The following is a 25485-nucleotide window of genomic DNA, read 5'->3' as shown; positions in this document are numbered from 1 at the left end:
ATGAGTACGTCGCAGAGGAATTCCGAGCTCGAAGATGAGCGCACGGCTGACAAGCAATACTTCAAGAAACTGCGCGAAAAGGCCAGCCGACCGGTGACTGTTGATGGACCCCGCAACCTGATGTGGACGGGCGATGGACGGCCGCCGAAGCGCCGCTTGCCCGTTGAAGGACTTATCGGTCGCGTCGCCCTGCAGGCCCCGGACGATTGGGTACTCGATGGAGCGGCCGACTTCTACATCGGAGAGCAGCGAGCTGAGCTCGACGGTGTTGACGTCTTCAGCTGGACGGCACCCATTGCGTGCACCTTCTATCGCGGCAACAACCACCACAAGTTGTGCGACGAGGTAGCAGTCGTTAGGACTTTTATTCGCCAAAAGGGCCAAATCGTCGATTTCGCAGACGATGTCGTGCGCGATGACGCTCCCGCTCAACCGTTCCGCAAGCGGGGCCTCACCATACCTGCGCCACCGAGTCGACCGACTCTACCCCCACGCGATGTGCCGATACCCGCACAGACGGAGCGGGTTGACGCCGAAGCGGATGCTCGACAGCAGCCCCCGGAAGCTCAACACCGGCACGCGGACACTAGTGGTCCACCGGTGCGGGCTGAGTCTGCGTTACGTGCCCAAATGCACGCCCCTAGGACGAAGGGACTTGCGCCTGTGCTTGCCACACTGCAGCCCGACCAGTATGAACTCGTGACCGTCCCAGCGATGGACAGCATGATCATCGAGGGCAAGCCCGGCACTGGGAAAACGATCATCGCATCGCATCGAGCCGCCTATCTGGTCAACGAGGACACTCCTCTCGAGAACACGCTGGACGGCAACGTCCTACTCATCGGTCCGACGACGGGATACTCCGAGCACGTTCGTGGCGTCATCAACCGCTTAGCCGGTGACTCGCAACGGATCAGGGTGCTGTCGCTGCCCGAGCTGTGGCAGCAGATACTCGGCCTGAAGTGGCTGCCTAAGGGCGACATCTCAACAACGTGGCGCGATGTGGACTGGCAGCTAGGGCGCTTCGCGCGCCGAGCAATTTTGCGTCTCAAAGAGGCGAACGGCGCTACGCCGTCTGCTGAGCAGGTGTACGAGTATCTGCGCAGCAACAGCGGTGTGATCACGACGGACCAGGATTGGGTTACTTATTTCCGTGGCCTTCCCGCGTTCAATCATGCCGTGACGACTCTGGCCCATTCACCGCTACTCGCGTTTATTCAGTGGGAGGTGGGCGCGCCGGCTGATCTGAAGGGCGTCGAGCATATCGTCATTGACGAAGCGCAGGACGTGACACCGCTCGGTTGGCTCCTGCTGGACGAGATCAACGAAGCAGATACGTGGACGATCCTGGGCGACTTTCATCAACGCCGGTCAGACCACACGCCGCCGAACTGGGCGCAGATCCTTGAGCTGATCGCCATCGACGAATACACCCCGGTGCGTGCGCTGACGCAGGGATACCGTTCCACGCGGCCAATTTTGGAGTTCGCAAGTCGCCTGCTGCCGCGCGGTGATCGGGCGGTTGCCGCATTTCAAGAGGAAGGCCACGCTCCTACTGTCGAGAAGGTGCGGGCGACGGAACTCGGCAATGCTGTTGTCACGCAGGTTGAGCGCCTCCTGGCCGCGTACCCGGTGGGAACTGTAGCCGTCATTGGTCCTGACACCGGCGCGGTCAGAAGGAGTCTCCGTTCTCAGGGATGGGCCGGGTCGTTGCACGACGTGAGCCCGTGGGAGCGAGATGGCCGAGAGGTCACGGTAGTTGATCCTGACTCGGCCCGCGGGGTGGAGTTTGACGCCGTGGTTGTGGTGGAGCCGGCCGACTTCAAGCAGAACTACGGGCACCAGGGACCGTTGTATACGGCTCTAACGAGGCCGAACCGCGAACTTGTGGTGGTGCATTCAAAGCCGCTGCCAGACGGGCTGCGGCGAAGGTAGGCAGCGGTGGGTCCTCAATCAAACACGCGGTTAACTACAGGTCTCGGCCAGCGTGCAGAACTTAATCTAGCGCTAACCGTATCTGGTCAACAACTTTCGCGATCGAATACCGATCGCGCACCTTGTTGTTCTTGTGTGGTAAAGAGATTCACTCGACGATTTAGCAACACTAACGGACCTGGCGCCGTCTCATACCCAATCCCCGACGATCGCATCTCAGCTTGCGGTCGTTCACGCGGCTTCCGTAGAGCGATAGACGATTCGGATTCGCGGCGCCGTGCTCCTACCAGTTTCTCGGTGGGTTGGGTCTGTCCTCGCGGTCACGAGGGGTTGTCGTGAAAATCGTCGATGGCCGACTGCGGATCGCCGCGAGCGACGTGGCGAACTTTAGTGCCTGCCGGCATCTGACCCGGCTCACGCGGGCTGTCGCCCATGGATTGGTCAGTGCGCCGAAACTTGACGACCTCGGCGCTGAGGTCCTCGAACAGCGGGGGCTCGAACACGAGCGGCAAGTTCTCGAAAGCTTCCGAGCTAAAGGATGGACAATCGATTGGACCAGTGAGGGTGACCGCGAGCGCGGATCCGCTGCGACGGTCGCGGCGATGCGCCGCGGAGTCGACGTCATCTATCAAGGAACCTTGCTGGTCGACGATCGTCTCGGCCTGCCCGACTTCCTGGTCCGCGCAGATCTGCTCGGCTCAACCGGCTCCGGCTATGAGGTCATCGACGCCAAGCTCGCTCGATCGGCGAAGGCCCGCGCCGTCCTGCAGACCGCGTTCTATTCCGAGCTGGTGGGCGAGGTGCACGGGCACCTGCCCGAGTTCATGCATTTGGCGCTCGGAACCCAGGACCTGCTTCGCCTCCGAGTGGCCGACTACGCGGCCTACGCACACCAAGTGCGACGGCTCCTCGCCGACTTCACCGCCGGCGACGCACACTACCCACCGGAAGACACCTACCCCGAGCCCGTCGAGCACTGTGCCATCTGCCGCTGGCGCCTGGTGTGCCAACAACAACGGCGCGACGACGACGACCTCTCGCTAATCGCGGGCATCACGGCGCGGCAACGGAAGGTGCTGAGAGAGAACGGAATCGAGACCCGGCGTGGCTTCGCCGCCCTCGAGGAGGTTCCGATATTTGATCGGGTAAATCGACACAGCATGACCAAGGCCCATGCCCAAGCGCGGCTGCAAGTGGCGGGTGAGGATGCGAACTGGCTGCTGTGGGAGTTTGCCGAGCCCGAGCGCGACGGCGACGGCGCGCTGGCCGCGAACCGGGGCTTGACCGCGCTGCCTGTTCCGTCTCGCGGCGATCTGTTTTTCGACATCGAGGGCGCGCGCTACTACTCGGAGGACGGCAAGGAATACGGCCTGCAGTACCTGTTCGGGATCGTCGACACGGCCGACACCGACGGTCAGCCTCGCTACCACGGGTTTTGGTCCTTCGACAGGTCCAACGAGAAACGTGCGTTCGAGCAGATCGTCGACTTCATCGTCGAACGCCGGCGCCGCCACCCAGATCTGCACGTCTACCACTACAACCACTATGAGCCGACGGCTCTCGATCACCTCGCCGAGCTGCACGACACTCGCGAAGACGTCATCGGGCGGCTGATGGGGCGGTTCGCGACACGGGAAGCAGAAGTCGACGACCTGCTCCGCGGTCGGGTGTTCGTCGACCTGTACCGCGTTGTCCGGCAAGGTATCCGGGCGTCGGTCGAGAGTTACTCTATCAAACGCTTGGAGCCGCTCTACGGGTTCGAACGGCAGGTCGAACTCCACGACGTCAATGAAATCATGGTCGGATTCGACCTCGCGCTCGACGAGCATGCGGCCGGAGACGATCGCGATGCTCAGACCCTCATCGAGCGTTACAACGAAGACGATTGCCGCTCAACGCTTGCGCTGCGCGACTGGCTGGAGGAACGCCGGGCAGATCTGGCGGCAGCCCTCACTGAGGAGATTCCACGTCCGGTACCGCCCGAGCAAAAAGAAGTTGCTGTTGACACCGAGGTCGAGGCCCTGCGTAGCGCTCTGCTTGCAGGGGTGCCGGAGCAGGGTCGGACTGACGAGCAGAAAGCACGGGCGTTGCTGGCCGACCTACTGGAGTGGCACCGCCGGGATGCCAAGCCCGGGTGGTGGCGGTTCTTCCACCTCTGCGGCCTGACCGACGAGGAACTGCTGGGTGAGCCCGACGCCATCGCGGGCTTGCAGCTCGAAGGAATCATCGGGCAAGTCAAACAGTCCGACATCGTGCGGTACCGCTTCCCGGCTCAGGAACACCCCTTCAGGAAGGGCGACCTGGCCTGCGACCCGCGGGCCGACAAGCAATGGACCATCTGCCAAATCGACGATGCAGCAGGCACTCTAGATCTCCGACGAGGCAAGAAGAATGCGAACCCCCATCCCGTCGTTCTGGTGGAGACCGGCCCGATCCCGACGGACAACCATCGGGCGCGGCTTCGCGATCTGGCCGCGAAGGTCGCCGCGCTGGGCGAAACCGATTGGGCACGAGGGGCGGAATTCGACCTACTGCTTCAACGACCGCCCCAACTGGGCAGCGGCCCCGGCGCCAGCATGCGACTGCCTGACGAGGACGCCGTCGAGGCTGGCCGGCGTCTCGCTTTGGCCCTCAAGGACACTCACCTTCCGATTCAGGGGCCGCCGGGAAGCGGAAAGACCTACACGGCGGCCAAGCAGGTCAGCGATCTGGTTGGGGCGGGGCGGCGGGTGGGCATCACCGCGAACTCACACGCGGTAATTCGCCATCTGCTCAACGAGATTCACGAACAGAACGAACTCGGCGGGACGCTGCTGATCGCGCAGAAGCCGGACCAGGAAGCGGTCTTCGCCAGCAGTCACGCCACCCTGTACAAAGATGCGTCGAAACTGCGCACCGCGATCGATTCTGGAGACGCCAAGGTCATCGGTGGAACAACGTGGCTGTGGACGCAAGAAGGCTTCCGCGACAGCGTCGATGTGCTGATGGTCGACGAGGCAAGTCAGATGTCGCTGGCCAATGTGTTGGCCGCGGCGCACGCCGCGCCCAACCTGATCCTGCTTGGGGACCCACAGCAACTCGGCCAACCGAGCGCCGCGGCCCACCCTCCCGCCACCGGGGTGTCCGCGCTCGAGCGGGTGCTCGACGACAAGGCCACGATGCCCGAAGGCCGGGGACTGTTCATCGAACACACCAGGCGGATGCATCCGGACGTGTGTGCGTTCACCTCCGAGATGTTCTACGAGAATCTCCTTAAGCCGCTGAAGGAGCTGCGCAACCAGACCGTCCTGGGCGACGGGTCATTAAGCGGCACCGGTCTTCGCGTCGTCGACGTCGTCCACCAGGGCAACGACAACTGCGCGCCGGAGGAGGCCCAAGTGGTGGCCGAGATGGTCGCTGAGCTGCACACCAAGCAGTGGCGCAACGCCGACGGTGAGGTCGCGGTGATCGGCGTCGGCGGGGTTTTGATCGTCACGCCCTTCAATGCCCAGGTCCGCGAGATCGAAGCGGCGCTGGAGGGTCGCGGGATCGCCGGTGTGCCGGTCGGCACGGTCGACAAGTTCCAAGGGCAAGAGGCACCGGTGGTCATCTACTCGATGGCGTCGTCGACGGCGGAGGACGCACCGAGGGGCATGGAGTTTCTCTACGACCTGCGGCGACTTAATGTTGCGACGTCGCGGGCACGGTGCCTCGCCATCCTCGTCTCGAGCCCGGAGCTGGTTCGGGTGTTCTGCCGCACGCCGCGTCAGATCGTGCTGGCAAATGCGATATGCCGCTTCCGCGAGATGGCGGAGTGAATCCTATCGGCGTCGTCTGAAAACTGATCACGTGTCGAGCGGCGTGCGGCGCTGCTGAGCGTTCCGCGACGTTGTCGTCCACTGAGCTATTGTCATGTTTCTGCCCGGCGACTACCGCACCACCGCCACATCCGGTAGCCAGCTCATGAAACACCGCTCCCACCAGCCACGAACGATGTGTTGCCGGTTACCAAGCCCACGCCGACACTGACCACCGGGGGCGACTCCACACGAAACCGCGACCTACCAAACCGGAGCCGCGGTGCGAGGGCCCAGGTGTCGTCCAGGCCGCATATCGCGCGGTGGTTTCGCGTGATAGCCAGACCCGACGGCCCCGGTCGATTCGACGGGCGAATCAGCCGGACGTGCCGCCTGGCAATATGAAATCTGCAGCGACCTCGAGTAGCTGTTCCAGGTTCCCTTTCTCTCTGACGTCGTCGTCGAGAACTAAGGCGTAGGACCAGCGCTGACCTTCGACACGATTCATTGCTTCGACCCAACTCTTCGCTGCTCGCGATTTGAGTTGCGCGGGGGAGCCCGTCGGTGACCAAAAGATGTCGCCTTTGATCTCCAGCACTCCGCTCACCCCGTCAACCGTTCGGTAGAGGAAGTCAGGTTCGAACCAGTCGATTGGAGTTGGGATCCTGATCCTTGCCGGATCGTTCCGGCACCACCAGTCAATCGATTTCGACTGGTCGAGGATCCTCGCAGCCAGGTACTCACCTTCCGAATCGAACCGCGCTGCGGCATGTACGCACTTTTTCCACCCCGCAATGGGTACGCGAACGGAGGATTTCGCCCAATCGAACGACCCGCTCACTAGCGGTGTCGTGAAGTCCTCTGATACGCGCGTTTGGCAACTGGCGAGCGGGACTTCTATCGTCGGTCCTTCGACACTCTTGAGAGTGACCTCCATGGCGCGGCGACGACGCTCGATCTCGTCGGCAATGTACTTCGCGAGGCGAACCGGATCGATTGGCAAGGGTTCCGTCGCGCTCGCGCCGTGGGAGACCAGGAACTTTCTAATGAGTTCCTCGACCTTCCGAGTATCTTTGAACGCATTTAGGCTCCGCAACTCCGCGATAGTGTGGGCGGCGGAGATACGGACAAGATCGTTCAGAACGAACCTGAAACCCTCTGTCAACCCCGCGGTTTCGAGATCCTTAAGGTCGACAGCCGTAACGGAACTTTGGCCGAGGGACCCGCCGGTATCCAGTTCGAACTCCAAAGGCACTGCAACCGGGACGAGGTGGACCTTGGGCATCGCTAAGACGACTTCTTTGACAGCTTCGATGATATAGGGCACCGTCGCAATCGGTGGCTCGTCTGCCTCGGTGCCCGACTTGTCGTTTATCTGGATCGGCGATGTGCCGGCTGTCTCGGAATCCCCGAACTCCTTTGTGGCCTGATCGAGTATCGCTTGGAGGGATTCCTTTCCACAGCACAACACATCCAGTGTGTCCAGGTCTGGGTCGCCGATGCGATTTCCCGCTGGCAAGCGGAGGCCCCGCCCGATCGTCTGCAGCGCTCCCTGAAACGTTGCCATCTTCCGAAGGGGCGCAATCACATAGACGTTCGTAACATCCCATCCCTCGGTGAGTCGGAAGACATTTATCACGACCCGGATGAGGTTTCCCGGACTGTCGATTGCGACTAGTCGCCGAATTTCCTTTTCGGTGAGCTTACGCTCAGAATGAGTGACGAGGACTTGTTCGTCGGAGAGGCCGCGTTTCTGCTTGAGCCACATCCCGATGTCGTCGGCGTGCTTCGTGTCGGTGGCGCAGATCAGCGCGACCGGCTCGATCGCGGGGAAGGTTGGATCGTCCTGCCTGACAGCATCGATAGCCAATCTCTTCCGCTCCAGACGCTCGAGCGCAAAATCGAGCGTGTAGTGATCCCATTGCTCCTCGGTCAGGTGGTCGTCCTTGGGCGCGACCAATAATTTCACGGCTTTGGTATAACGCTCCTCGCGCAGGCATGCGGCGAGGTCGTAGGAGTGGACGATAGATACGCCCGGCGCAGGAGTACGAGGAGTTGCCGTGAGGCCGAAGTAGATTCGTGGATTCAAATCGCGCACAGCTTGGGTCCAGGATGCGAGCTCCTTGCTCGGATCGCCGAGGTGATGCGACTCATCGACGAACACGATCAGGTCATCTGCCTTCGTGAGGTACTCGCCAATGCTTTCGCCGCGGAACTCGCCCGCCCTAGAGAATCGCTTGTCATCGCCGCTGATGCTTTGCGGCGACAAAATAAAGATATTGAGTCCCTGCTGTTCGGGCTTAAAGCTGTCGAGGTTCGCGCGGATGCAGAGGTTGGGCTCACTGACGAGGTCGGGATCGATCAGTAGGTATTTTGGATGTTGTTGACTTGACTCGCGTTCCAATTTCTCAAGGATCGCGGTGCGTGGAGCGAGAACTAGGAAATTCCTCGACTGACCGGAAAGATATAGGTATGCGATGAGCGCACCCATCAGCCGCGTTTTGCCCACACCGGTCGCCAGATTAAACACGAGCTGCGGTGGCAGCGAATCGATGCGGTAGCCGGCATCACCGATCTGTTCGTAGAGTCGCATCGGTTCCATACGGCAGATGTCATCGTCCAACCCTCGGATGAGGTCATGGATCTTGTCGAAGGAGTCCTTTTGCGGCTTACGCAGGTGGGCCAAGCGGCGTACGGTCTCTGCCGCGTCGTCCACCCGATAGGTGCGCAGTCGGGACAACTTAGACCACCAGGTCCATTGGAACCCGTCGGTAAGATACGTCGGGTGGCGCGACTTGCGGATCGAAATCTTCGGTAGACATGAAGTAGTACACCGTAATTCGCGTGCCACTCGACTGTGACACGATGTCACAGCTAAGATCTGATGTCAGATATGTATCGGGTGGAATCACCACGCAGCGCCGCGCGCCGTCGGCTGAGATGCCGAGTCCTGGCTCGCCATTGAGTGGCAGGTATCCCTCGGCGGTCACTAGGGCTTGAACGAATTCGACTGATTCACTGTAAGACTCGAGATTAATCGTCGGAATGTCTTCGTTCTTACACTGCGAGAGCAACCACTCTCCGACTCGGCCCACGCGGAAACCCCCGCCTCCCTCGTAAGGTACATAAAGGTCCTTGCGGAGCTTAGTTGCTGTATCCGTCTCTTCGAGGCCGAAATCCCTCCCGTCGATGACGGTTTGCAGGCGCGGAAGTACACATCCTTCCAGTAGCTCTTCTTCTCGGTCGGACGTGCCGCGGACATGAACGAAGCGTCGGTCCCGCTTCATGCATACCGCTGCCATATCCGCGGTCGACACGAAGCACTCCAGCACTACGTCGCCGGGTTCGGTAAAAACCGAAAGCAACCTTTCGAGAAGGGGCTCAGGCTTTGCGGTGGTCGTGTATTTGGAGATGAATCCCAATTCGACGAGTTTCTTCAGGTGCTTGGTGGCGTCTTGGGTATAGCCAGCGAACGCGACTTTATCCTTATCTCGGCCGGGCCACCACGTGACCTGATTATGCACCTCAACGGCGCCACCAAGCTCGCTCTCGTACGATTTGATGCGGGGAATGGCGTTGCCCTTGACACCGAGATCGACCTTGTCCTCCAGGTATGCCTTTAGAAGCGTGTAGTCGGGGAACTCCCAATACCGGCCTTCGCCAGGTCTCTTGGGCGTGTCGATATAAGGACTACCCCCGTCGGCCAGCAGAAGGGTCGACGATGGCTTGCCGACAATCAGCGGTGCGACGTCCGCGGTGACGATGCGCAACTTTCCGTCGGGTTTCATTGGGGAGAAGAGCCATGGGATCTCTGACGGCACAACAGATTCCCCGATTTCGACGACTTTGATTTCGAGATCTGCCTGTGCGACGTTGCCTTCGCTATCTTCGACCTCTACTACGATTGGGAAGTTGCCGATCGTCTCGGGCGTTCCCCATATCACGCCAGTCAATGGGGACACCCGCCACAACCCGGGCGGCAGGTTCCCTTCCACGAGGCGCCAGCGATACGGCGCTACGTAGGTATCGAAATCCGTTGTCTCTCGCCTTGTTCGAGCTCCCTTGTGCTGGGCACGCCATGCAAGCCTAGGGTCGTCGTCGGGGTTTGTGTAGTCTTCGGGCGTCTGTCTGAGACCCACGGCGTCGACAAAGGCCTTGTCGAAGGCGTAGACGAGGATGCATTCGTGAGTTGAGGTGAACTCCTTCATGCCCTTCTGATTTCTCGGCGCGTAACTGCGCTGCCAGACAATCGTCGCTACATGGTTATCCCGTGCGAGGATCTCGTCAGCCACGAGTCGGGCATAGGGCGCTTCCGCATCGGCTACCTGTATTGCGACGAAGCCGTCTCGGCGCAGCAGAGGCGCGATCGCACGAACGTGGGCACGGAAGGTCGATAGCCAGGACGAGTACCGAGCGGCGGAGTCTCCTTGGAATGCCGCCGTTGCGTCATCCACCTCAATACGGGGTGGGTCCATGTAAACCAACCGAACTTGGCGCCCGTATTGACGGTCAAGAGCCGCGAGGGCGTCGATTCGATCGCCGGCGACAAGCAGATTCGACTTGTAGCCCTCAGTTTGACCGACCGTCTTGAGATCGACGATCGGATATCGACGCTTTGTGGGCTCAGCGGCGGTCAGCTCCCACACGCCGTCCTTGCGTTGGATTGGTCGCGTCGATTCGTGCTTGCCTGGCCACACAAGTTCGATTTGAGTCGGCACATCATCGACTCCCATGCGGGCTGTCCTCCCTCCGTGAACGGAAACGCTATGAAACCCTAGTGACCCGTCACGCCAATCCACCGTCTCCAGCCACCCGGGTCAGGCCTTTGTGAGAGAAGGTCGCCGACAGCGACCCATGGTTGGCGTCCATCGAATGGTGCCTTCGGGTTGCGGTTGGTACGCATGGTCTCGACGAGGTCGAAGCACTTTGACGCCATTGAGGAAGGAGCATCCCGGAATCCAAGTATGAAGACTCGACGCCGAATCTGCGGCACGCCGAAATCCGCGGCATTGAACAGGCCGACCAGGACGCCGTAGCGCAGTCCTGGGAGAGGTCTCCGTAACCGCCGCACCAGGTCATTCAGGTACTTCGCGTTCGACTCCGATAGCAGTCCGGGAACGTTCTCGAAGAGGAACACTTCCGGCGACAATCGCCCTACGAGATCGGGAAGATGCCCCAGGAGGTCCCGTTCGTCCGTCTCGCCTCGGCGATGGCCTGAGGCAGACCAGGGCTGGCAGGGCGGTCCGCCGGATAGCATTCCGATCTCACCGTAGGAACTGAAATCGTGGGAGCGAACGTCATCGATCGTGATGGCGGACGAAGACCACGGCCTATGCTTCGCAAGCAGGGGCGCACAGTCCCTTGACTTTTCGATCAATGCGGCATGCTTGAGGCCGATCGCCGCAGCCCCTTCGGCAAGTCCTCCGGTACCGGCGCAGATCTCAACCACGGTCCTGTTTTCCGGTCCCCTGGTCTCAGCGATTCCGCGAAAAAGCGCCTTGGCTAGCGGGGGCGGTACCGCATCCCCGAGTCCCGCGATGAGTTGGCGGTCGGTTAGCCCAGTACCGCGCACAATTGCCGGATCGAATCCTTGGAGAAGGGCAATTTCTTCCACGCTGAAACGCCTATACCGTTCGCCGCGTGGACCGAGCACGTGTGCTTCCTGTGGATATTTCCGCCAGTCCCGGCGAACCGTCGACGCGGGCTTACTCCAGTCTTGCGGGCGGTGCTTAGGATCCAATGCGACCGACGCGCTCCAGTGGCAGGGAGGTAACGACCTGAGATCTGCATCCATGGCTGTATGACGCCCCGGCTCAGTCGCTCCGTTCCCTCCATCGAAGTCCATCGCCAGTTGTGCCCGATCCTGCGACTTCGGTTCGGCGCCCAGGCTGCGAAGTAGTTTGCGCAGGTCGACGATGTGATAGAGCCGGTAGCCGTTGATGGGGTGACGTCGCGCGACGAGCTTTCCAGCGCGGTCCCAGTTGCGGAGTGTCTGCTCAGTCACGTTGAGAATCTCAGCTGCCTGACCAATCGTTACCAGGTCTCTGCCTGCAGTGGTTGGCGCAGCCATGGCCAAACCGTAGCAAACCTTGTAAAACCCTCAAGCGCATCGCTAGCGCGTGTCGTCGGCTAGCGACGCCAAAATTTGCTCAAGTGCCTGACCCGGCTTCCGCCTCAATTGGCACTCCCACACGACGAAAACCTGCCATCCCATACTGCGCAAAGCCGTGACGTTGCGACGGTCGCGGTCCTGATTCTCCTTGAATTTGCGCGACCAAAACTCAGGATTGGATTTCGGCAGGTCGCGGTAGCAGCGAGGGCATCGGTGCCAATAGCATCCATTTACAAAGATAGCGATGCGTCGGCCTGGGTATGCGATGTCGGGATTACCCGGGACTTTCTTCCAGTGGAGCCGGTATCCGGGAAAGCGCGCCTCCCGGAGAAGCCGCCGCACGTGAAGTTCGGGCCGGGTGTTCCTAGATGGGTTGGCCCTCATCACGGCACTTGTGGACGGATATGTTGGCGGCGGCCTTCGGTCGAGCATCGGCGAGTCCTACGCGATCGCGAATCAATGATCGCCACCGTATCGCGTCTGAGCCGTCCTTGTCTCTTCCCATGGCCTGGCCGACGTCCAGGCTAGTGATAGCCATAGGCATCGGCTGTGCCCGGTTATATCGAGGAATTCGTTCGGCGTCGTCTCGACTACGCGTCCAACATTGTGTTTCTCGAGGAGTTCGATCAGGTCGGCGTCTGACAATAACTACAGGTCCGCGTGTCTGCGCTCGACAGTTTGCTTGGCAGGACCAAGCTGTCGTCTCGCATCGGCATCGCTGAGCTTGAACAGTGCAACGTTTAGGAAGTTTGAAGACACAAGCCGAGGACCAGACCGCCGGGAGCGAGTGTTACCGGGAACCGACCGCAGCGCGTCAATTTACTACATCGTCGGTGTTGAAACGCCCGACTTGCTCAAGGTGTGCAGACCGGTGTGTGCGGACTTTAAGGCAACATCTTCAAAGCACACCGACACGATCTGAGCCATTAACCGCGCGCACAGGTACCAACCTAAGCGGCAGGCGGTAAACACCCGCGTGGTAAGCCTCCTGACTTCACATGGTCATTAGATCGTATGCGCGACGAAAGTACTCGCGTTGGTCCCACAGCCAGCGCGCGACGTTGTAGCCCGACGACCTGCGTTTAGAGTCGATCCAAGGGGTCACCATGCGCGGCGGAAACAGCGCGTTCCAATACGCGTCCCGCGGATTGTCCATGCTGAATTGCGTTGAAGGCTTCAGATTCTCACCTTTGCCGATCTCGGTCATGTGTCAACCCTTCGCGTCAGGCCGGCGAAATTTGAAGCGCATTGGCGCCTACCGGCGCCGGTTGCCCCGCCCGTTCGGACCGCCCACGATGGCCAGGTACGCACGATGTCTGCCGTACGCAGTTGGGCGCCTCGTACAACAGAACCGGTCACGAGTCACCGCCAGTTAACGGGCACAGTCGCCGCAGCGCCGCGCGGAATCCTGGGTTTGGGTTGGCGCCCGGCAGCACCGCGGCCACATCATGCACCGCCTGATCGATGTCGACGCCCTGTCTGCGTGCCCCGTAGAGGGCGGCGACCGCGGGGGTGCGGCTGTATGCCTGGACGCAATGGACGAACACCGTCCGGCCTTCATCTCGCAGCTGCTCTATCGCACGTACCGTGTCGAGCAGCACGAACTCAAGATGATCGTTCTCACCCTGGTCGTCTATGAGGCGAACATCAAGTTGTTGCACGCCGTCGGGCAAATGCAAGTCATTGACCCGGCACAGCGACACGATCGCGTCCACTTCCGAGGGCAAGTTTCCAAGAGCGGCAATTCCCCCGATCCACACCTTCTCGTCGTACGGATGCCGCACGATTTTGCGGCCCTCGGGAAACCCGCCGTAGGTGTAGTCGAAAGTGTCGGGCCGGCCTTTACGGATGATCTGGCTGGCAAGCTGGATCAGGCCACGTGTAGTCAGGCCCGGCCAGCCCTGCAACTTCAACCGCCAGCGGGAGGGCACCGCGGATGCGCCGTATGCGGCACCCAGCAAGCCGCCAGCGATGGCCGCCACGGTGTCAGTGTCGTGGCCGCCGCGTACCGCCGCTTCCAGCGCGAGCCGCAGATGATCGGCACGAAAAACCTCCGAGGCGGGATCATCCGCCGGGATAGGCGTGCTCACGATCGCCGACCATGCGGCCTGGAGGGCAGCCACCACCCAGCCGTTGTTGGCGGTGAAAGCTGACGGCTTGGACGTCTCGGCTTCGTCCAGGCGGGACGCCCACTGGTCGCGGCGGTCGTTGCCGATGTGGGGCAGGCCGATTCGCGCGTCAAGCTGTCCGGTGAGGATGGGGTGGCGGATTGCGGTGCACCACAGTACGCAGGCGTCACCGGCGTCGGGGTCGTAGTGCGTCAGTTCGCTGATCGCACGGGCCGCCTCGACTAGCGCCATCTCGTCGTCGAGGTAGGCGAGGGCCACCGGCGCGGTACGCATCAGCGAGCCGTTGCCGGCGGTGTGGCCGGTGCGTTTGTGCAGGGCCGCGGATTCTGCGCGCGCGGTTCGTGCTGAGATTCCGCGCCGGCCAGCGGCGGAAAGGACCGAGCTTGTCTGCGCACCAATGTCTTTGGCGGTTTTCGCCCACCAGTGCCAGCGCTCCACGATGTAGTCCTGGGCCTTGTCGACACGCAGGTCGGCGCCCGTCGCCGCGATCTCGGCGGTCGCGATGGCCATCGACGTGTCGTCGGTCCACTCGCCGGGCTTGAAAGGCCCCAGTCCGCCACCGATCATGTCGACTGGGACATCCGGAGCGAGTGGCGGCCCGAATTCGTAGCCAGCGCCAAGGGCATCCCCGGCGGCAGTGCCCAGCAGTGCACCGCAAGCCCGATCACGTTGTGCAGCAGTCATGTTCATTGTTAGCCTCCTTAATGCGCAAACGCGCATAGCAGAACTGGTTGAAGATTGCAGTACGGGTGTGACGTGTTTGTGTGTGCCGGTCGAAATGGTGCGGCTGCAGAACCGCGCAAGCGGTCAGCCTGGTCAGACGAACCCTTGGTCGACCAGCACCGAGCCTTCGGTGGTGATTAGGTGGGCTTGGCCGGAGCCTCCGACGAGGCCGCACCAGCTCTTGACCTCAAGCGCTCCGCGTTGCAGCTCGATGTGGAACCCGTACTTGCCCGGCAGCGGAAACCACACCCGCTGCCCTGGCAGTTCGTGCAAGATCTCAACCGGCGGGTATCGCAACACGGTGCGCAAGTCGCCGTCGTAAAGGCGTCCGTGGATGCGTCCGTCGATGAGCTCGGCAAGCCGCGCGTCGAGCGCTCGAATCTGCTGCCGCGTCAGTGGGCTGCGCGGCGGGCGCAACAACTCCCGCAGTGCGGGGGTGTGGTTGTGCGCGACTGCCACGTCGAACGCGGTACGCCCCTTTGAATCCGGAAGGGACCGCAGCGAGCCTCGGTCAAGTAGTTCTGCGATAACGTCGGTCGGTGCCCCGTGCCAGGCGGCCTGGTGTAGGACGGTGAACCACGCCGTGCCGCCTGGCCGCCACTGATTGATGACCAGCCACTTCCACTTGCGGTCCAGCACTTTCAACGCGGCCGGCCAGTTGCCGGCTTTCGCGGCGTCGGCGAGTTGGTGCCCGGCGCGGGCCAAATCGTCGGCCATAACCGAGGTGTCCAAGACGCCCTGCCATGGACGGGCACCATCGATGATCTCGTTGTAGGACGTCATGGGGACCTCCCGTGTTTCGGGCCTCCCCGCAGGAGGCGCTCTTGCCGGCATCGGTCGATGTCGGCCGCTTCGTCATCCGAGCCACCCACGAGCGTGGGGTTGGCGCGCCGTCTAGTCGGAGCTTGGCAACGGCGTCTCGTGAAGCAAGGTCAGTGTAAAGCGATGTACCGACAATGTTTGGTGCATGCGCTCTTCCCGCCGCTCCCTTCCACTAGTTGCCGAGCCGATACTGCGCTGTCGCAGTAACTTCTGTAAGCACACAGTAGCACATCCAACAGTGGGGGTCTGCAGCCAAGCAGCGTAGGCTGCGGGTATGCAGATGCCCGGCGAGCGAGCGCGAGCGTCGAACGATGAGGTCAGCGGCACCTTCGCTGAGCGGGCGAAGTCAGCGCGACTCCGTGCGGGGCTGACGCAGCAGCAACTGTCTGACCGTCTGAAGAACGAAGCCGACGTTGTGCTCGACACGTCCGCGATCACCCGGATCGAATCCGGGCAGCGGGAGCCGCGACTCGGCGAGGCGCTTGCTATCGCGCAAGTGCTGGAATTCGGGCTGAACAACCTTGTGCAGCGCGCGGACTTGGACTTTTACATGAGCGACGTCGAGCGGTTGATGGATGAAAGCCGAGCGGCACTGGTGAAGATGGCCCAGTCGGTCGACCCAGTCATCGACTTCGTACGACGAAATCCAGGCAGCCTGGGCGACGGCCGCCTTGAGGACAGATTCCGCGAAGTGGTCGAGTGGTTCCATCAACGCGTCTCAAGTGATGACTCCTGGTCTGAAGAGCTGGGCCCCGTGAACTTCGCCGTCATGTCAAATCGAACCGATGAGAAACTGAAGCGCCAACTACTGCGGGCAGTCTGCGAAGGAATTTTGGTCAGAGCAGAGGAGCTTCAACCGGCGTACGAGCAATGGTACGAGGGCGATTTCAGCGCAGGCAGCCCTGAGCGCAAGGGCGCGTCGACGACGAGCGAGGCACATCCGGGATGGAAACGTGTCGAGTCTCGTGTCCGTGCCGAACAGTGGGAGAAACGCTTCCGTCAACTCCGTGACTACGTGCGTCGCAATGGTGACGCGCGTGTCCCGCGGTCGTACACCACCAACGACGGCGGCCGACTCGGCGAATGGGTCGCGGAGCAACGCAAGCGCTTCGCGCGGGGGATGCTCGATGCCGATCGCTCACGGAAGCTTGAGGAGTTGGCGGGCTGGACGTGGGGTTCGCGAGCCGGGTGGTCCCAAGCGAAAGCGACGACACAGGGCGGGGAGTGACGCCCTAGTTAGCTGAGGCGAAGCGAATTTCCGAAGTTCCCCCGCCGGGGGTATGCAACTTTGGGTTACCCCCGTCGGGGGATATGCGAGCTTTCGGCTACCCCGGTCGGGGGATATGCAGCTTTGGGTGACCCCGCTCGGGGGATATGCGAGCTCTCGGGTACCCCCGCCGGGGGTCAACAACCATGCGACTACGCTGGCGCCTCCGGAGTTTCGGTTAGCTGTCAGCTTCTGTCGGTGCATGGAGGCAGACTCCTAGTCATGTCCGAGGTGGAAATGTCGTCGGCGGCGATCGCGTTGGCTAGCGAGCACCCCGATGTTCGTCGTGCCGTCGAACTCGTGGGGCAGATTCTCGCGGGGTCGGTAACGTCGCGCACGACGCTGGATGGGTTTTTGCACGCAACTCTCGGCCGGTCCGGGTCGGATTTGGTCTGCGACTCACGCAAGCTCTCCTCGATCGGGCACGTGACCGTGGGCTTAGCCGTCGCGGCGCTGATCGACCGCTTCGATCCTCAGATCGGTCCGGGTGATGACGACGAACCTCCCACCTGGGGACACGTGAAGATCGGTGAGCAACACCTAGCACCACCCTCGGCCTTGTCGGCCTACTTCGCCGCCGGCAAGCTCGCCCCTGCACCGCTGGTGGTGCGACTCAGCGAGCAAGCAGGATTCAGGGACGAGCCTCGATTGCAGGTCTACACCTCGCCTGCAGACCGAGCGGACGGCGTTGCAGCGCTCGAGGCGATCATGGCCGACGCGGAGGGCGCCAAGAACTTGTTCCGCGGCAACGCACTCTCCGCGACCGAACACAATGGACTGGTCCTTGAAGTTACGGAGCTTCCCGCTCTGACACGTTCGAATGTTATTGTGCCCGACTCGGTGTGGTCGGAGATCGATCTGAATGTCGCTGCAGTGACCACTCACCGCGAGTTAATGACCCAACTGGGGTTGGGTGTGCGTCGCGGGGTGCTGCTGGCCGGTCCGCCCGGTGTTGGCAAGACCGTGATTTCCCAGGTGATCGCGCGAGAAATGCTCGGCGCGTTTACCGTGATCGTCGTCGACGCCCGCGCCGGGAAGTCCGCCTTGTCCGGGGTGTACAAGGAAGCTCACTCGCTCGGACCGACCTTGATCGTGTTGGAGGATCTCGACTTGATTGCCGGTGATCGCCGCAACAGCTTTGACACCCGCGCGTTGTCGGAGTTCCTGGCCGTGATGGATACCGACCCGTCCGCGCCGATTCTGACCTTGGCGTCCACCAACGACCTCACCGCGCTGGATGCCGCTTCCATCCGTACCGCACGGTTCGACTCGATCATCGAGGTCGGCTACCCGGACCGCGATGCCGCTGCCAAGATCCTGTCCGCTTACCTGCGAGGCGTTCCCGGCGGCGAGAACGTCGACGCTTGGGCAGTGGCTGCCCGCTTCGGTAGCGAGATCAGTGGGGCGGACATCCGCGAGATCGTGCGCCGCACCGTTCTTGCCGACGGTGCGATCACCGAAGCTGGTTTGATCGCCACGGTGCAATCCGGGCGCTTCAAACCCAAACTTCCACAAGGTAACTACCTGTAACCAAGGTGCTCCACACACTTGTAAGGCTCCGAAGTAACGAGTGCCGAGGCGGCGGCTAACCCGCGACCAGATGAAGATGACTAGCATCCACGGATGTGGATGGCTGAGCCGCGATCCTGTATGCCGGGCATACGGCGTTCCCCGCATCCACATCAACACCCTGTGGGGTTCGCTCATCATTGGCGCCCGCACCCAAATGTGGTTTCCGTGGAAGGTGCGCAACCGATCGGCCGAAGGCGGGCGCTCCCACTATTCCGACCACATCTGGTCGCCCATCGTCTGGCACCCCGAAAGCGAATGAAGACGGGATCGTCCGCTCGACGACCCGCTCCCCTCAGCGGCGAGGCCGCATATCGACTGTCCCGAGGCCCTAATAGGTGGCGGCGTTACGCCGAGGCGCGACTGCCCAGGAGCCGGTGACGCCGAAATACACGCGGGCTCAAGGAGATCCGTGCACTGGCCGAACAATTCGCGCCGAGGGTGATCTTGCTGCGGCACCGGCGTGGCGCTTACCCTCACTCCTCGGTTTCCGTCGGTGAGCCGCCGCCGACCAAGGTGCCCGTCTTTGGCGTCGGACTGAATGGATCAACCCAACTTCGGAGACGTGCCAACTCACCTGCAAAGGCGATGGAGGCGATCGAACCGCTCTTGGTCGCGGCGAAGGCCTGGCCGCCGACCGCTCGAGCCGCTGCATCGATGGCGTCATCCTCGGTATCGATGTCGGCCGACATCCTCGCTTGTTGCGCAGCCTTCCTTGCCGGGTCGCTGCCATCACCGCTCATGAATCCGGCTCTTGCGAGTACAGCCACTGAACTGGCGGGGCCGCTGCCACTGAGGCGCAGCTCGCCCGGGTCGTTCAGGTGCGCGAGATCACGGAGCACATGCACCGTATGCGCGGCGACTTGGTTCGGTTCCTCCCGCGGAACTTGTACGGCCGCGCCATCGTCGTCGCTCCATGACAGCGCACCGAGACTTAACCACAGGCGATCGGCGGCATCGCACCGGAATTCGACGAGAGGCGGCATCACCGCAGACCTCCGCGAGATAGTGAAGACGTCCCGGGGGTGCAACATCCCCGCGAGGTACGCCGCGACGAAGGTCTGGAACGATCGCCACTGATCGTCGGAGGTGAACTCACTCATGAACGCCTTCCGTCCGTTCTTCCTCATTGAGGGCCTGACCGCGCTCCATCATGATGCGCCGATTTCGCTCCTCTCCAGGGAATCTTCAGACCACGGCGGCTGCGCGTCGCCGATCCAACCCTTTCAGCGCTCACAAAGCGCTCCGAGTTCGCGCATTGGCCTGCGATCTTCGCGGTCCCCCGCGCTTTGCCGCTGGCCGCCTACCAATCACCATCGGCGACAACTGTGCCGGGCGCCCCTTTCAGGGTGACCACCTTCGTGGGATCGACGGGAACGAACGGCTTTTCGTGATGCCCGAGTACGTCGCCGACACTCTTGACGTTCGCCAGCTCCTGGGCCGCGGCCAGGTCCTGGGCGTCGGCGTCGTAGTAGTCGAACCAAGGCAGCCCGGCCTCGACATAGGCGTCCCGATCGACGGGGGTCGGGGGTGGCACCTCTCCAGTGATGGCAGCCCACTGCGCGGCCGAGCACAAGTGGACGAACACCCGCCGGGCACCGCTCTCGTCGTAGTCAGCGAGCTGGCGGTCGTCGGCGTACACCTCCTGGCGCATCCGACCGCCGGCACCCAGACCCATGCTCGCCGAGGGCGCCGGGAGCGGGCCGCCGTCCGTCGCCAGGCCATCGCAGCACGCAGTCCGCGCTGCCTGGGCGGCGTGCCACGCCGCAAGCGCCTGTTCGGTCAGACCCACGGCCCGTAACTGGACTCCACCACGGGTCTCCTCACCGGTGACCTGCCCTTCGACTGTGGCGCCCAAACCGAGCGGCACGGCAACGAACTGACGGATGAACCCATCGCCCGCGTTGATACCGTCCAGCCACGGCTGGCGGGGCAGCGCAACGTAATTCTGCGGGTCCTTGACAAGGTGCTCGATCCACGGCAAGCCGCTGACCGCGCATACCTTGCCGACGCCAACCTGCAAAGCAGTGGGCTCGGAGGCGTTGAACGACAGCCACATTGCTTCGCGCTGGTAGATCGGCAGCATGACCCCGCCACGAGAAAGCCACTCCGCTGGTGCGGTGTCGGGGTAGTCCGCGACTCGCCGCAACGGAAACCGGCCCAGACCCGGCGGCAGCGGATGCAAACCCGTCTCGGGGATCCGCAGCGTCCGCTGAAAATTCACCGTCACCGGACCTAACACGAGCTGGTCCCTGACGATCTCTACCGGCGCGCTGTGCGTCATGACTACCTCCATCTCGACGTGTTGCCAATATCTGTAACACCCGGCACCGACACGTCACGGCGCGCGCCGACCCGGGCGGCCCGTCCGCACGACCTGATTCGGCTGCGCTACTGGCAGTATGTGCATGAGTGGTAGCGTTAGGAGTGCAGTTAGGAGGTACCTGATGGACAGCGCTGTGGTGCATCCCTCGTCTGCTGTCGCGGACGCGTGGGAGGCGGCATACAAGGAGTCCGTGTTGACGCCGGCATGGGCTCAGGCTCGTCACCTGGTTGGGTCGGTGGGGGTGCGCTACACCACCGCCGCTCTGGGGCTGCGAGATGCCCGCACCGTTCGCAACTGGGTCGACCGTCGGGCCGAGCCCCGCGAGCATGACGTCGCCAGCCGACTTGCCGTGTTGTTTCGGGTGGTCAAGGCGATCGAATCCATCTATAGCCCGACGGTAGCGGCTGCATTTCTCAGGTCGTCCAATCCTCAACTCGACGACGAAGCACCATTGGTTGTGCTCGCCACCCAGCCCGTCGATGAAGGCGAACAGGCGGTGCTCGCGGCAGCACGAGCATTTCTCGAAGGGTGACCAGTCTGCTTCCTGTGCCGTTGCCTGGTTCGGGCGCGGTCCGGGTGCACCCTGCGCCCGAGGCGCTTCCGCAGCTGCGGCATGAGGGTCCCGGGCGCAACAGGTTTGATGATCCGCACGGAAGTTTCTTGATGCGGTATACCGCGGAGAACCTTCGGGGCTGCCTCGTCGAGACTATGGCGCGGTTCCGGCCGAATTCGGCTGCTGACGAACTTCTCGCTGCGGTGGAGTTCGTTGGCGCAGACGCTGACCCATCGATGCCAACGGTTTCGGCCGTCGCGGACTGGCTTGCCAAACAGCGTCTCGGCCAAGTAACTCTGGTGACACCGCAGCCGCTTCTAGTCGACATCGAAGCCGCTGACCTCTTGGTCGAGCTGGACGCCCACCCGCTGGTGCGTGAGGCGATCGAGAATTCCCCGCTTCGCGACGGTCCTGACTCGGTTCATCTCGACGCGGGACTTATTCGGCTGGGCGGAGATGTCGGCCGCCCCATCACGCAGGCCGTCTCGCGCGCACTGCATGAGCTGCATCCGGAGGTAGACGGTATTGCCTACTGGTCGAGGATCGATTCCAGCGAGCGATGCTGGGCAATCTACGGTCACGTACCGGTAGATGTATCGATCACAGATTTGTCCGCCGAGAACCCGCTCCATTGTTCCGCGGTGCGAGCGGCGGCGGCTTTACTGAAAGTCCCACTGCCGCCTGCCTGGCGCTAGTGCCTCACCTCGAGCCAGCTACCTGGTGTGTCGCTGAAAGTCGCTCTGAGGCGGGCATTTCGCATGGTGGTTTGGTCGCGTGACTGGTGGGACGGATGTGGTGCCGACGGCGGCCGACCGCAGCATCAGCTCCCCGCCGGAACAAACACATCCTTCATCTCGCGCAACCACGACGTCAACGGCAGCGCCTCAAAACCAAGCATCTCCGGGGTGAAGTGGCGTTCGGTGCCGTGCAAGCTGTTGCCGCTTTTCAGCAGCTCTTCGATGAAGGGAACCTCGTGGTGACAGTAGGTGAGGATGTACTCGGCGGCGTCGTCGCGGCGGTAGTACTTGCGCAGCCCGGCGCCGAGTTCGCGCAGAAACGCCTCGTCGCTGCCGTCGTAGCTAATCGGCACACCCCACGCCTCGCTCATCATCTGCGGGATTGTGCTGAACCTGACCAAGTCGTCGATGCCGTTCTCCAGATGAACGGTCTCGCCAACCTCGGTCAGCGACGGATCCAGCAGCAGCTCAGCAACGCAACGGCCGATGTCGCGGGTGGCAATGAAATTCATCGGCCGGTCGGCGGCCATCACGAAGGTCTGCTTGTCGCGGATGGGCTCCAGCAGAAACCCCGAGAAGTCCTCGAAGAACCACCCCGGCACATTGGCGTAGACCACCGGCACGCCGGCACCCGTTAACACCTTGCGCGCCCGCAGATGCTGCACATTGGTCTTCTCGCCGTCGAAGCCCGGCAACGGGGTGACTTCCGATTCGTCGCGCAGCCCGGGCGGGTCACCGATCAACCGGATGAGCCGCACCAGCCTCCCCGATGCCTCGATCGCCTCGGCCACATTGGCCATCGCGGCCTGCTCGTCCAGGAAATCCGGAGTGACAACGAAGGCCGCATCGATTCCCTCGAATGCCGCGACCATGTCATCGGCGTTCAAATAGTCGGCGATCATGACCTCGGCACCCGGGTGCATCGTCGCCAGCTCGTCGGCCATCTCTGGCCGGCTCGAGACCACGCGGATTTTGGCCGTCGGGTGGCGCTCGGCGAGCCACTGCGCGCAGGGGCCACCAATGTGCCCGGCAGCACCGAAGACCAGGAACGACGGGTCAGACGGCAACGTCATGCTGACTTCCTTTGTAGTGTCGAATGATTCGGTGATCAGCTGAGGATGACGTTCTCCTCCTGGACGTACATCGTCACTCCGCCGGTCGCGAAGTTGGCGACATCGGCGCCGGCGGCGCGCATCTCCGACGAGGTCAGCCCGGCCTTGAGCGACTCGGCGGTCTCGAAGCCCAGCCGGGCCACCATGTAATACGGCGGCTCGGAGCGATCCAGCGACCGGCACGTGCCGGTGGTAAAGCTCACCAGCCCCGGCACTTTCAACGCCAGCGACGTGTGGGTAGCGGCGTAATAGTCGTCGAATGCGGCCGGGTTTGTGGGCTGGCCGTAGCAGACGGACACGACATGCATCAGTGCTCCTCGGGGTTAACGGGCTGCTTGGCCACCAACGTCAACACGTCGTAGGTCGCCACCGGCGAGTCATCCTGGTTGGTGACCACGGCATCCCACCGGACTTCGCCGTAGTCGGCGGAGATTCGCGGGGTGAGCTGTTTGGCGGTCAGCGTGACGGTCAACGCGTCGCCCGCCTTGACCGGGGTGAGGAACCGCAGCCCGTCGACCCCGAAGTTGGCCAGCACCGGGCCGGGGTTGGGCTCGACGAACAGGCCCGCCGCCAGCGACACCACCAGGTAGCCGTGCGCGACGATACCGCCGAACAACGGATTGGCCGCTGCCGCTTCGGGATCGGTGTGCGCGTAGAACGTATCGCCGGTGAACTCGGCGAAATGCTCGATGTCCTCCAGCGTCACCGTGCGCGGGCCACCAACGATGGTGTCGCCGATCCGCAACTCCTCCAAGTGTTTCCGGAATGGATGGACGTCGCCGACGTCGCGAGCGGCACCAGCCGTCCACCGCCCGGTGATGGCGGTCAGCATCTCGGGGGAGGCCTGCACGGCGCTGCGCTGCATGTGGTGCAGCACGCCGCGGATCCCGCCGAGTTCCTCACCGCCGCCGGCGCGCCCGGGCCCGCCGTGCACCAGGGTCGGCAGCGGCGACCCGTGTCCGGTGGACTCCTTGGCGTCGTCGCGGTCCAACACCAGCATCCGGCCGTGATACGGCGCGATGCCCAGCACCACCCGGCGCGCCACCTCGGGGTCGTGGGTGACCACCGACCCGACCAGGCTGCCGCGGCCGCGGGCGGCCAGCGCGACCGCCTCGTCGGCATCGCGGTAACCGATGACGGTGCTGACCGGGCCGAACGCCTCCACGTCGTGCAGCGCGGCGGCGGCACCGTTGTCAGCGCGCAACAGCAGCGGCGGCATGAAGGCGCCGCGATCGGCGTCGGCGCCCTCAACCGCGAAGTTGTCCGGATCGCCGCTGACCACGGTGGCGGCATCGGTCAGGCTCTTTAACGAGCGCAGCACTTCCTCACGCTGGGCGATGCTGGCCAGCGGGCCCATCGTCACGCCCTCGGCATCCGGCTTGCCAACCACCACCGTCGCCAACCGGTCCTTGGCGGCCGCCACTACGTCGTCGACCAAATCCCGGGGCACCAGGGCGCGGCGGATCGCGGTGCACTTCTGCCCGGCCTTGGCGGTCATCTCGGTCACGAGTTGCTTGATGTAGAGCGCGAATTCGGGGGTATCTGGCGTGGCGTCAGGTCCCAGGATCGCGCAATTCAGCGAATCGGCTTCGGCGTTGAACCGCACTCCGGCGCCGACGACGTTCGGGTGCGCGCGCAGCGCCGCCGCCGTGCTCGCCGAGCCGGTGAACGCGACGAGGTCCTGCTCGTCGAGTTGGTCGAGCAATCCGTGCGGGCTGGCGCACACCAACTGCAGCGAGCCTTCCGGCAGTAGCCCGGTGTCGATGATGTGGCGCACCACCAGTTCGGTCAGATACGCCGTCTGGTGGGCGGGTTTGACGATGGTGGGGACACCGGCCAGGAACGCCGGCGCCAGCTTCTCCAACATGCCCCAGACCGGGAAGTTGAACGCGTTGATCTGCACCGCGACCCCGAGCCGCGAGGTGTAGATGTGCTGGGCGCTGAATGTGCCTGCCCGGCCGATGCTTTCGGTCGGGCCATCCAAATAGATGGTGTCGTTGGGCAGCTCGCGGGTGCCCTTGCTCGCGTAGCTGAGCAACGTGCCGATACCGCCGTCGACGTCGATGGCCGAGTCACGCGCCGTCGCGCCCGTCGCAAACGACAGCGGATAGAACTGCTCCTTGTCGGCCATCAACTGCTTGCCGAGCTGCTTGAGCAGGGCGGCCCGTTGATGGAAGGTGAGCTCCCGCAACGACGGCCCGCCCACGCGCCTGCCGTAATCGACGACCGCGGCGAAATCGAGGCCCTGCGTCGAAAACCGCGCCACCGCCTCGCCGGTCGCAGCGTCGGCAAGGGTGACGCCGTCATCCGGCGCGGTGCTCCACTGCCCGTTCACATAACTCTGCAACAACGCCGCCATCCGACCGCCATCCTTTCCCAACCGTCCGTTCGTTCGGTTATCAGCCTGGCAGCCGGAGCGGGTCG

General features: G+C 62.9%; 19 protein-coding genes and 1 riboswitch. Of the genes, 7 read left to right on the top strand and 12 right to left on the bottom strand.

The annotated features are described in order from the left end of the window. Both AC5Y49_RS15900 and AC5Y49_RS15895 read left to right on the top strand, forming a co-directional pair. Entirely contained in the window at positions 1-1935 is a 1935-nt protein-coding gene (locus tag AC5Y49_RS15900; protein WP_499888607.1) for an AAA family ATPase, read from the top strand. A 335-nt stretch (positions 1936-2270) separates the two neighbouring features. Further along, positions 2271-5732 (top strand): TM0106 family RecB-like putative nuclease, encoded by a 3462-nt coding sequence (locus AC5Y49_RS15895; protein WP_499888605.1) that lies wholly within the window; start codon positions 2271-2273, stop codon positions 5730-5732. Between the two features lie 355 nt (positions 5733-6087). On the opposite strand, the gene AC5Y49_RS15890 is transcribed toward AC5Y49_RS15895, so the two are convergent. From AC5Y49_RS15890 to AC5Y49_RS15860, 7 genes are all read right to left on the bottom strand, one after another. Beyond that, complete coding sequence (locus tag AC5Y49_RS15890) at positions 6088-8427, bottom strand: DEAD/DEAH box helicase (protein WP_499888603.1); 2340 nt, start codon at positions 8425-8427, stop codon at positions 6088-6090. A gap of 25 nt (positions 8428-8452) precedes the next feature. Then, positions 8453-10444, bottom strand: a complete 1992-nt coding sequence (locus AC5Y49_RS15885; RefSeq protein ID WP_499888601.1) for a DNA methyltransferase — start codon at positions 10442-10444, stop codon at positions 8453-8455. A gap of 41 nt (positions 10445-10485) precedes the next feature. Continuing rightward, entirely contained in the window at positions 10486-11781 is a 1296-nt protein-coding gene (locus AC5Y49_RS15880; RefSeq protein ID WP_499888599.1) for a DNA cytosine methyltransferase, read from the bottom strand. A 42-nt stretch (positions 11782-11823) separates the two neighbouring features. Next, positions 11824-12255, bottom strand: a complete 432-nt coding sequence (locus tag AC5Y49_RS15875) for a very short patch repair endonuclease (RefSeq protein ID WP_499888597.1) — start codon at positions 12253-12255, stop codon at positions 11824-11826. Positions 12256-12817: 562 nt separating this feature from the next. Next, positions 12818-13030, bottom strand: coding sequence for a hypothetical protein (locus AC5Y49_RS15870; RefSeq protein WP_499888595.1), 213 nt, complete (start codon positions 13028-13030; stop codon positions 12818-12820). A 148-nt stretch (positions 13031-13178) separates the two neighbouring features. Beyond that, the gene (locus AC5Y49_RS15865) at positions 13179-14642 is read right to left on the bottom strand and encodes an ADP-ribosylglycohydrolase family protein (protein ID WP_499888592.1); all 1464 of its coding nucleotides are present in this window, start codon (positions 14640-14642) and stop codon (positions 13179-13181) included. Between the two features lie 126 nt (positions 14643-14768). Further along, a complete protein-coding gene (locus AC5Y49_RS15860; RefSeq protein ID WP_499888588.1) occupies positions 14769-15458 on the bottom strand; it encodes an ankyrin repeat domain-containing protein in 690 nt (229 codons plus the stop codon). A gap of 32 nt (positions 15459-15490) precedes the next feature. Beyond that, positions 15491-15602: riboswitch (SAM riboswitch) on the bottom strand. A 169-nt stretch (positions 15603-15771) separates the two neighbouring features. Here AC5Y49_RS15860 and AC5Y49_RS15855 point away from each other — a divergent pair. The 3 genes from AC5Y49_RS15855 (at position 15772) to AC5Y49_RS15845 (ending at position 18595) form a co-directional block, all read left to right on the top strand. Continuing rightward, positions 15772-16725 carry a Helicase associated domain protein gene (locus AC5Y49_RS15855; RefSeq protein WP_499888584.1) on the top strand — a complete coding sequence of 318 codons (954 nt, stop codon included), beginning with the start codon at positions 15772-15774 and terminating at the stop codon, positions 16723-16725. Between the two features lie 261 nt (positions 16726-16986). After that, a complete protein-coding gene (locus tag AC5Y49_RS15850; protein WP_499888577.1) occupies positions 16987-18294 on the top strand; it encodes an ATP-binding protein in 1308 nt (435 codons plus the stop codon). A gap of 70 nt (positions 18295-18364) precedes the next feature. After that, positions 18365-18595, top strand: coding sequence for a hypothetical protein (locus tag AC5Y49_RS15845; protein WP_499888574.1), 231 nt, complete (start codon positions 18365-18367; stop codon positions 18593-18595). Between the two features lie 214 nt (positions 18596-18809). Here AC5Y49_RS15845 and AC5Y49_RS15840 read toward each other — a convergent pair whose 3' ends face one another. Together AC5Y49_RS15840 and AC5Y49_RS15835 are read right to left on the bottom strand one after the other, a co-directional pair. Then, a complete protein-coding gene (locus tag AC5Y49_RS15840) occupies positions 18810-19436 on the bottom strand; it encodes a hypothetical protein (RefSeq protein WP_499888572.1) in 627 nt (208 codons plus the stop codon). A 200-nt stretch (positions 19437-19636) separates the two neighbouring features. Beyond that, on the bottom strand, positions 19637-20617 hold the full coding sequence (locus tag AC5Y49_RS15835) for a hypothetical protein (RefSeq protein WP_499888568.1): 981 nt from the start codon (positions 20615-20617) through the stop codon (positions 19637-19639). 163 nt (positions 20618-20780) lie between these two features. On the opposite strand from AC5Y49_RS15835, the gene AC5Y49_RS15830 reads away from it, so the two are divergent. Together AC5Y49_RS15830 and AC5Y49_RS15825 are read left to right on the top strand one after the other, a co-directional pair. After that, complete coding sequence (locus tag AC5Y49_RS15830; protein WP_499888566.1) at positions 20781-21191, top strand: hypothetical protein; 411 nt, start codon at positions 20781-20783, stop codon at positions 21189-21191. Further along, positions 21188-21907 carry an RES family NAD+ phosphorylase gene (locus AC5Y49_RS15825; protein ID WP_499888564.1) on the top strand — a complete coding sequence of 240 codons (720 nt, stop codon included), beginning with the start codon at positions 21188-21190 and terminating at the stop codon, positions 21905-21907. The genes AC5Y49_RS15830 and AC5Y49_RS15825 overlap by 4 nt, the downstream gene beginning before the upstream one ends. Before the next feature lie 125 nt (positions 21908-22032). Here AC5Y49_RS15825 and AC5Y49_RS15820 read toward each other — a convergent pair whose 3' ends face one another. Genes AC5Y49_RS15820 through paaZ form a run of 3 tightly spaced genes read right to left on the bottom strand, consistent with a single transcriptional unit; the run spans position 22033 to position 25420 of the window. After that, entirely contained in the window at positions 22033-23022 is a 990-nt protein-coding gene (locus AC5Y49_RS15820) for an SDR family oxidoreductase (RefSeq protein WP_499888562.1), read from the bottom strand. Positions 23023-23057: 35 nt separating this feature from the next. Further along, entirely contained in the window at positions 23058-23369 is a 312-nt protein-coding gene (locus AC5Y49_RS15815; RefSeq protein WP_499888560.1) for an EthD family reductase, read from the bottom strand. Further along, positions 23369-25420 carry a phenylacetic acid degradation bifunctional protein PaaZ gene (gene paaZ / locus AC5Y49_RS15810; RefSeq protein ID WP_499888558.1) on the bottom strand — a complete coding sequence of 684 codons (2052 nt, stop codon included), beginning with the start codon at positions 25418-25420 and terminating at the stop codon, positions 23369-23371. Before paaZ ends, AC5Y49_RS15815 begins: the two co-directional genes overlap by 1 nt. Positions 25421-25485 lie beyond the last annotated feature (65 nt).

The organism is Mycobacterium sp. NGS62, assembly GCF_059812285.1.
The sequence above is the reverse complement of the archived record's forward strand: the minus strand, read 5'-3'. Positions and strand labels throughout refer to the sequence as shown.

Bases quoted from the DNA above. Each gene is read 5' to 3' on its own strand.
- AC5Y49_RS15900 (WP_499888607.1), top strand. From the start codon at position 1: ATGAGTACGTCGCAGAGGAATTCCGAGCTCGAAGATGAGCGCACGGCT.
- AC5Y49_RS15885 (WP_499888601.1), bottom strand. From the start codon at position 10,444: ATGGGAGTCGATGATGTGCCGACTCAAATCGAACTTGTGTGGCCAGGC.
- AC5Y49_RS15880 (WP_499888599.1), bottom strand. From the start codon at position 11,781: ATGGCTGCGCCAACCACTGCAGGCAGAGACCTGGTAACGATTGGTCAG.
- AC5Y49_RS15875 (WP_499888597.1), bottom strand. From the start codon at position 12,255: ATGCTCGACCGAAGGCCGCCGCCAACATATCCGTCCACAAGTGCCGTG.
- AC5Y49_RS15870 (WP_499888595.1), bottom strand. From the start codon at position 13,030: ATGACCGAGATCGGCAAAGGTGAGAATCTGAAGCCTTCAACGCAATTC.
- AC5Y49_RS15865 (WP_499888592.1), bottom strand. From the start codon at position 14,642: ATGAACATGACTGCTGCACAACGTGATCGGGCTTGCGGTGCACTGCTG.
- AC5Y49_RS15860 (WP_499888588.1), bottom strand. From the start codon at position 15,458: ATGACGTCCTACAACGAGATCATCGATGGTGCCCGTCCATGGCAGGGC.
- AC5Y49_RS15855 (WP_499888584.1), top strand. From the start codon at position 15,772: ATGCAGATGCCCGGCGAGCGAGCGCGAGCGTCGAACGATGAGGTCAGC.
- AC5Y49_RS15850 (WP_499888577.1), top strand. From the start codon at position 16,987: ATGTCCGAGGTGGAAATGTCGTCGGCGGCGATCGCGTTGGCTAGCGAG.
- AC5Y49_RS15845 (WP_499888574.1), top strand. From the start codon at position 18,365: ATGAAGATGACTAGCATCCACGGATGTGGATGGCTGAGCCGCGATCCT.
- AC5Y49_RS15840 (WP_499888572.1), bottom strand. From the start codon at position 19,436: ATGAGTGAGTTCACCTCCGACGATCAGTGGCGATCGTTCCAGACCTTC.
- AC5Y49_RS15835 (WP_499888568.1), bottom strand. From the start codon at position 20,617: ATGACGCACAGCGCGCCGGTAGAGATCGTCAGGGACCAGCTCGTGTTA.
- AC5Y49_RS15830 (WP_499888566.1), top strand. From the start codon at position 20,781: ATGGACAGCGCTGTGGTGCATCCCTCGTCTGCTGTCGCGGACGCGTGG.
- AC5Y49_RS15820 (WP_499888562.1), bottom strand. From the start codon at position 23,022: ATGACGTTGCCGTCTGACCCGTCGTTCCTGGTCTTCGGTGCTGCCGGG.
- AC5Y49_RS15815 (WP_499888560.1), bottom strand. From the start codon at position 23,369: ATGCATGTCGTGTCCGTCTGCTACGGCCAGCCCACAAACCCGGCCGCA.
- paaZ (WP_499888558.1), bottom strand. From the start codon at position 25,420: ATGGCGGCGTTGTTGCAGAGTTATGTGAACGGGCAGTGGAGCACCGCG.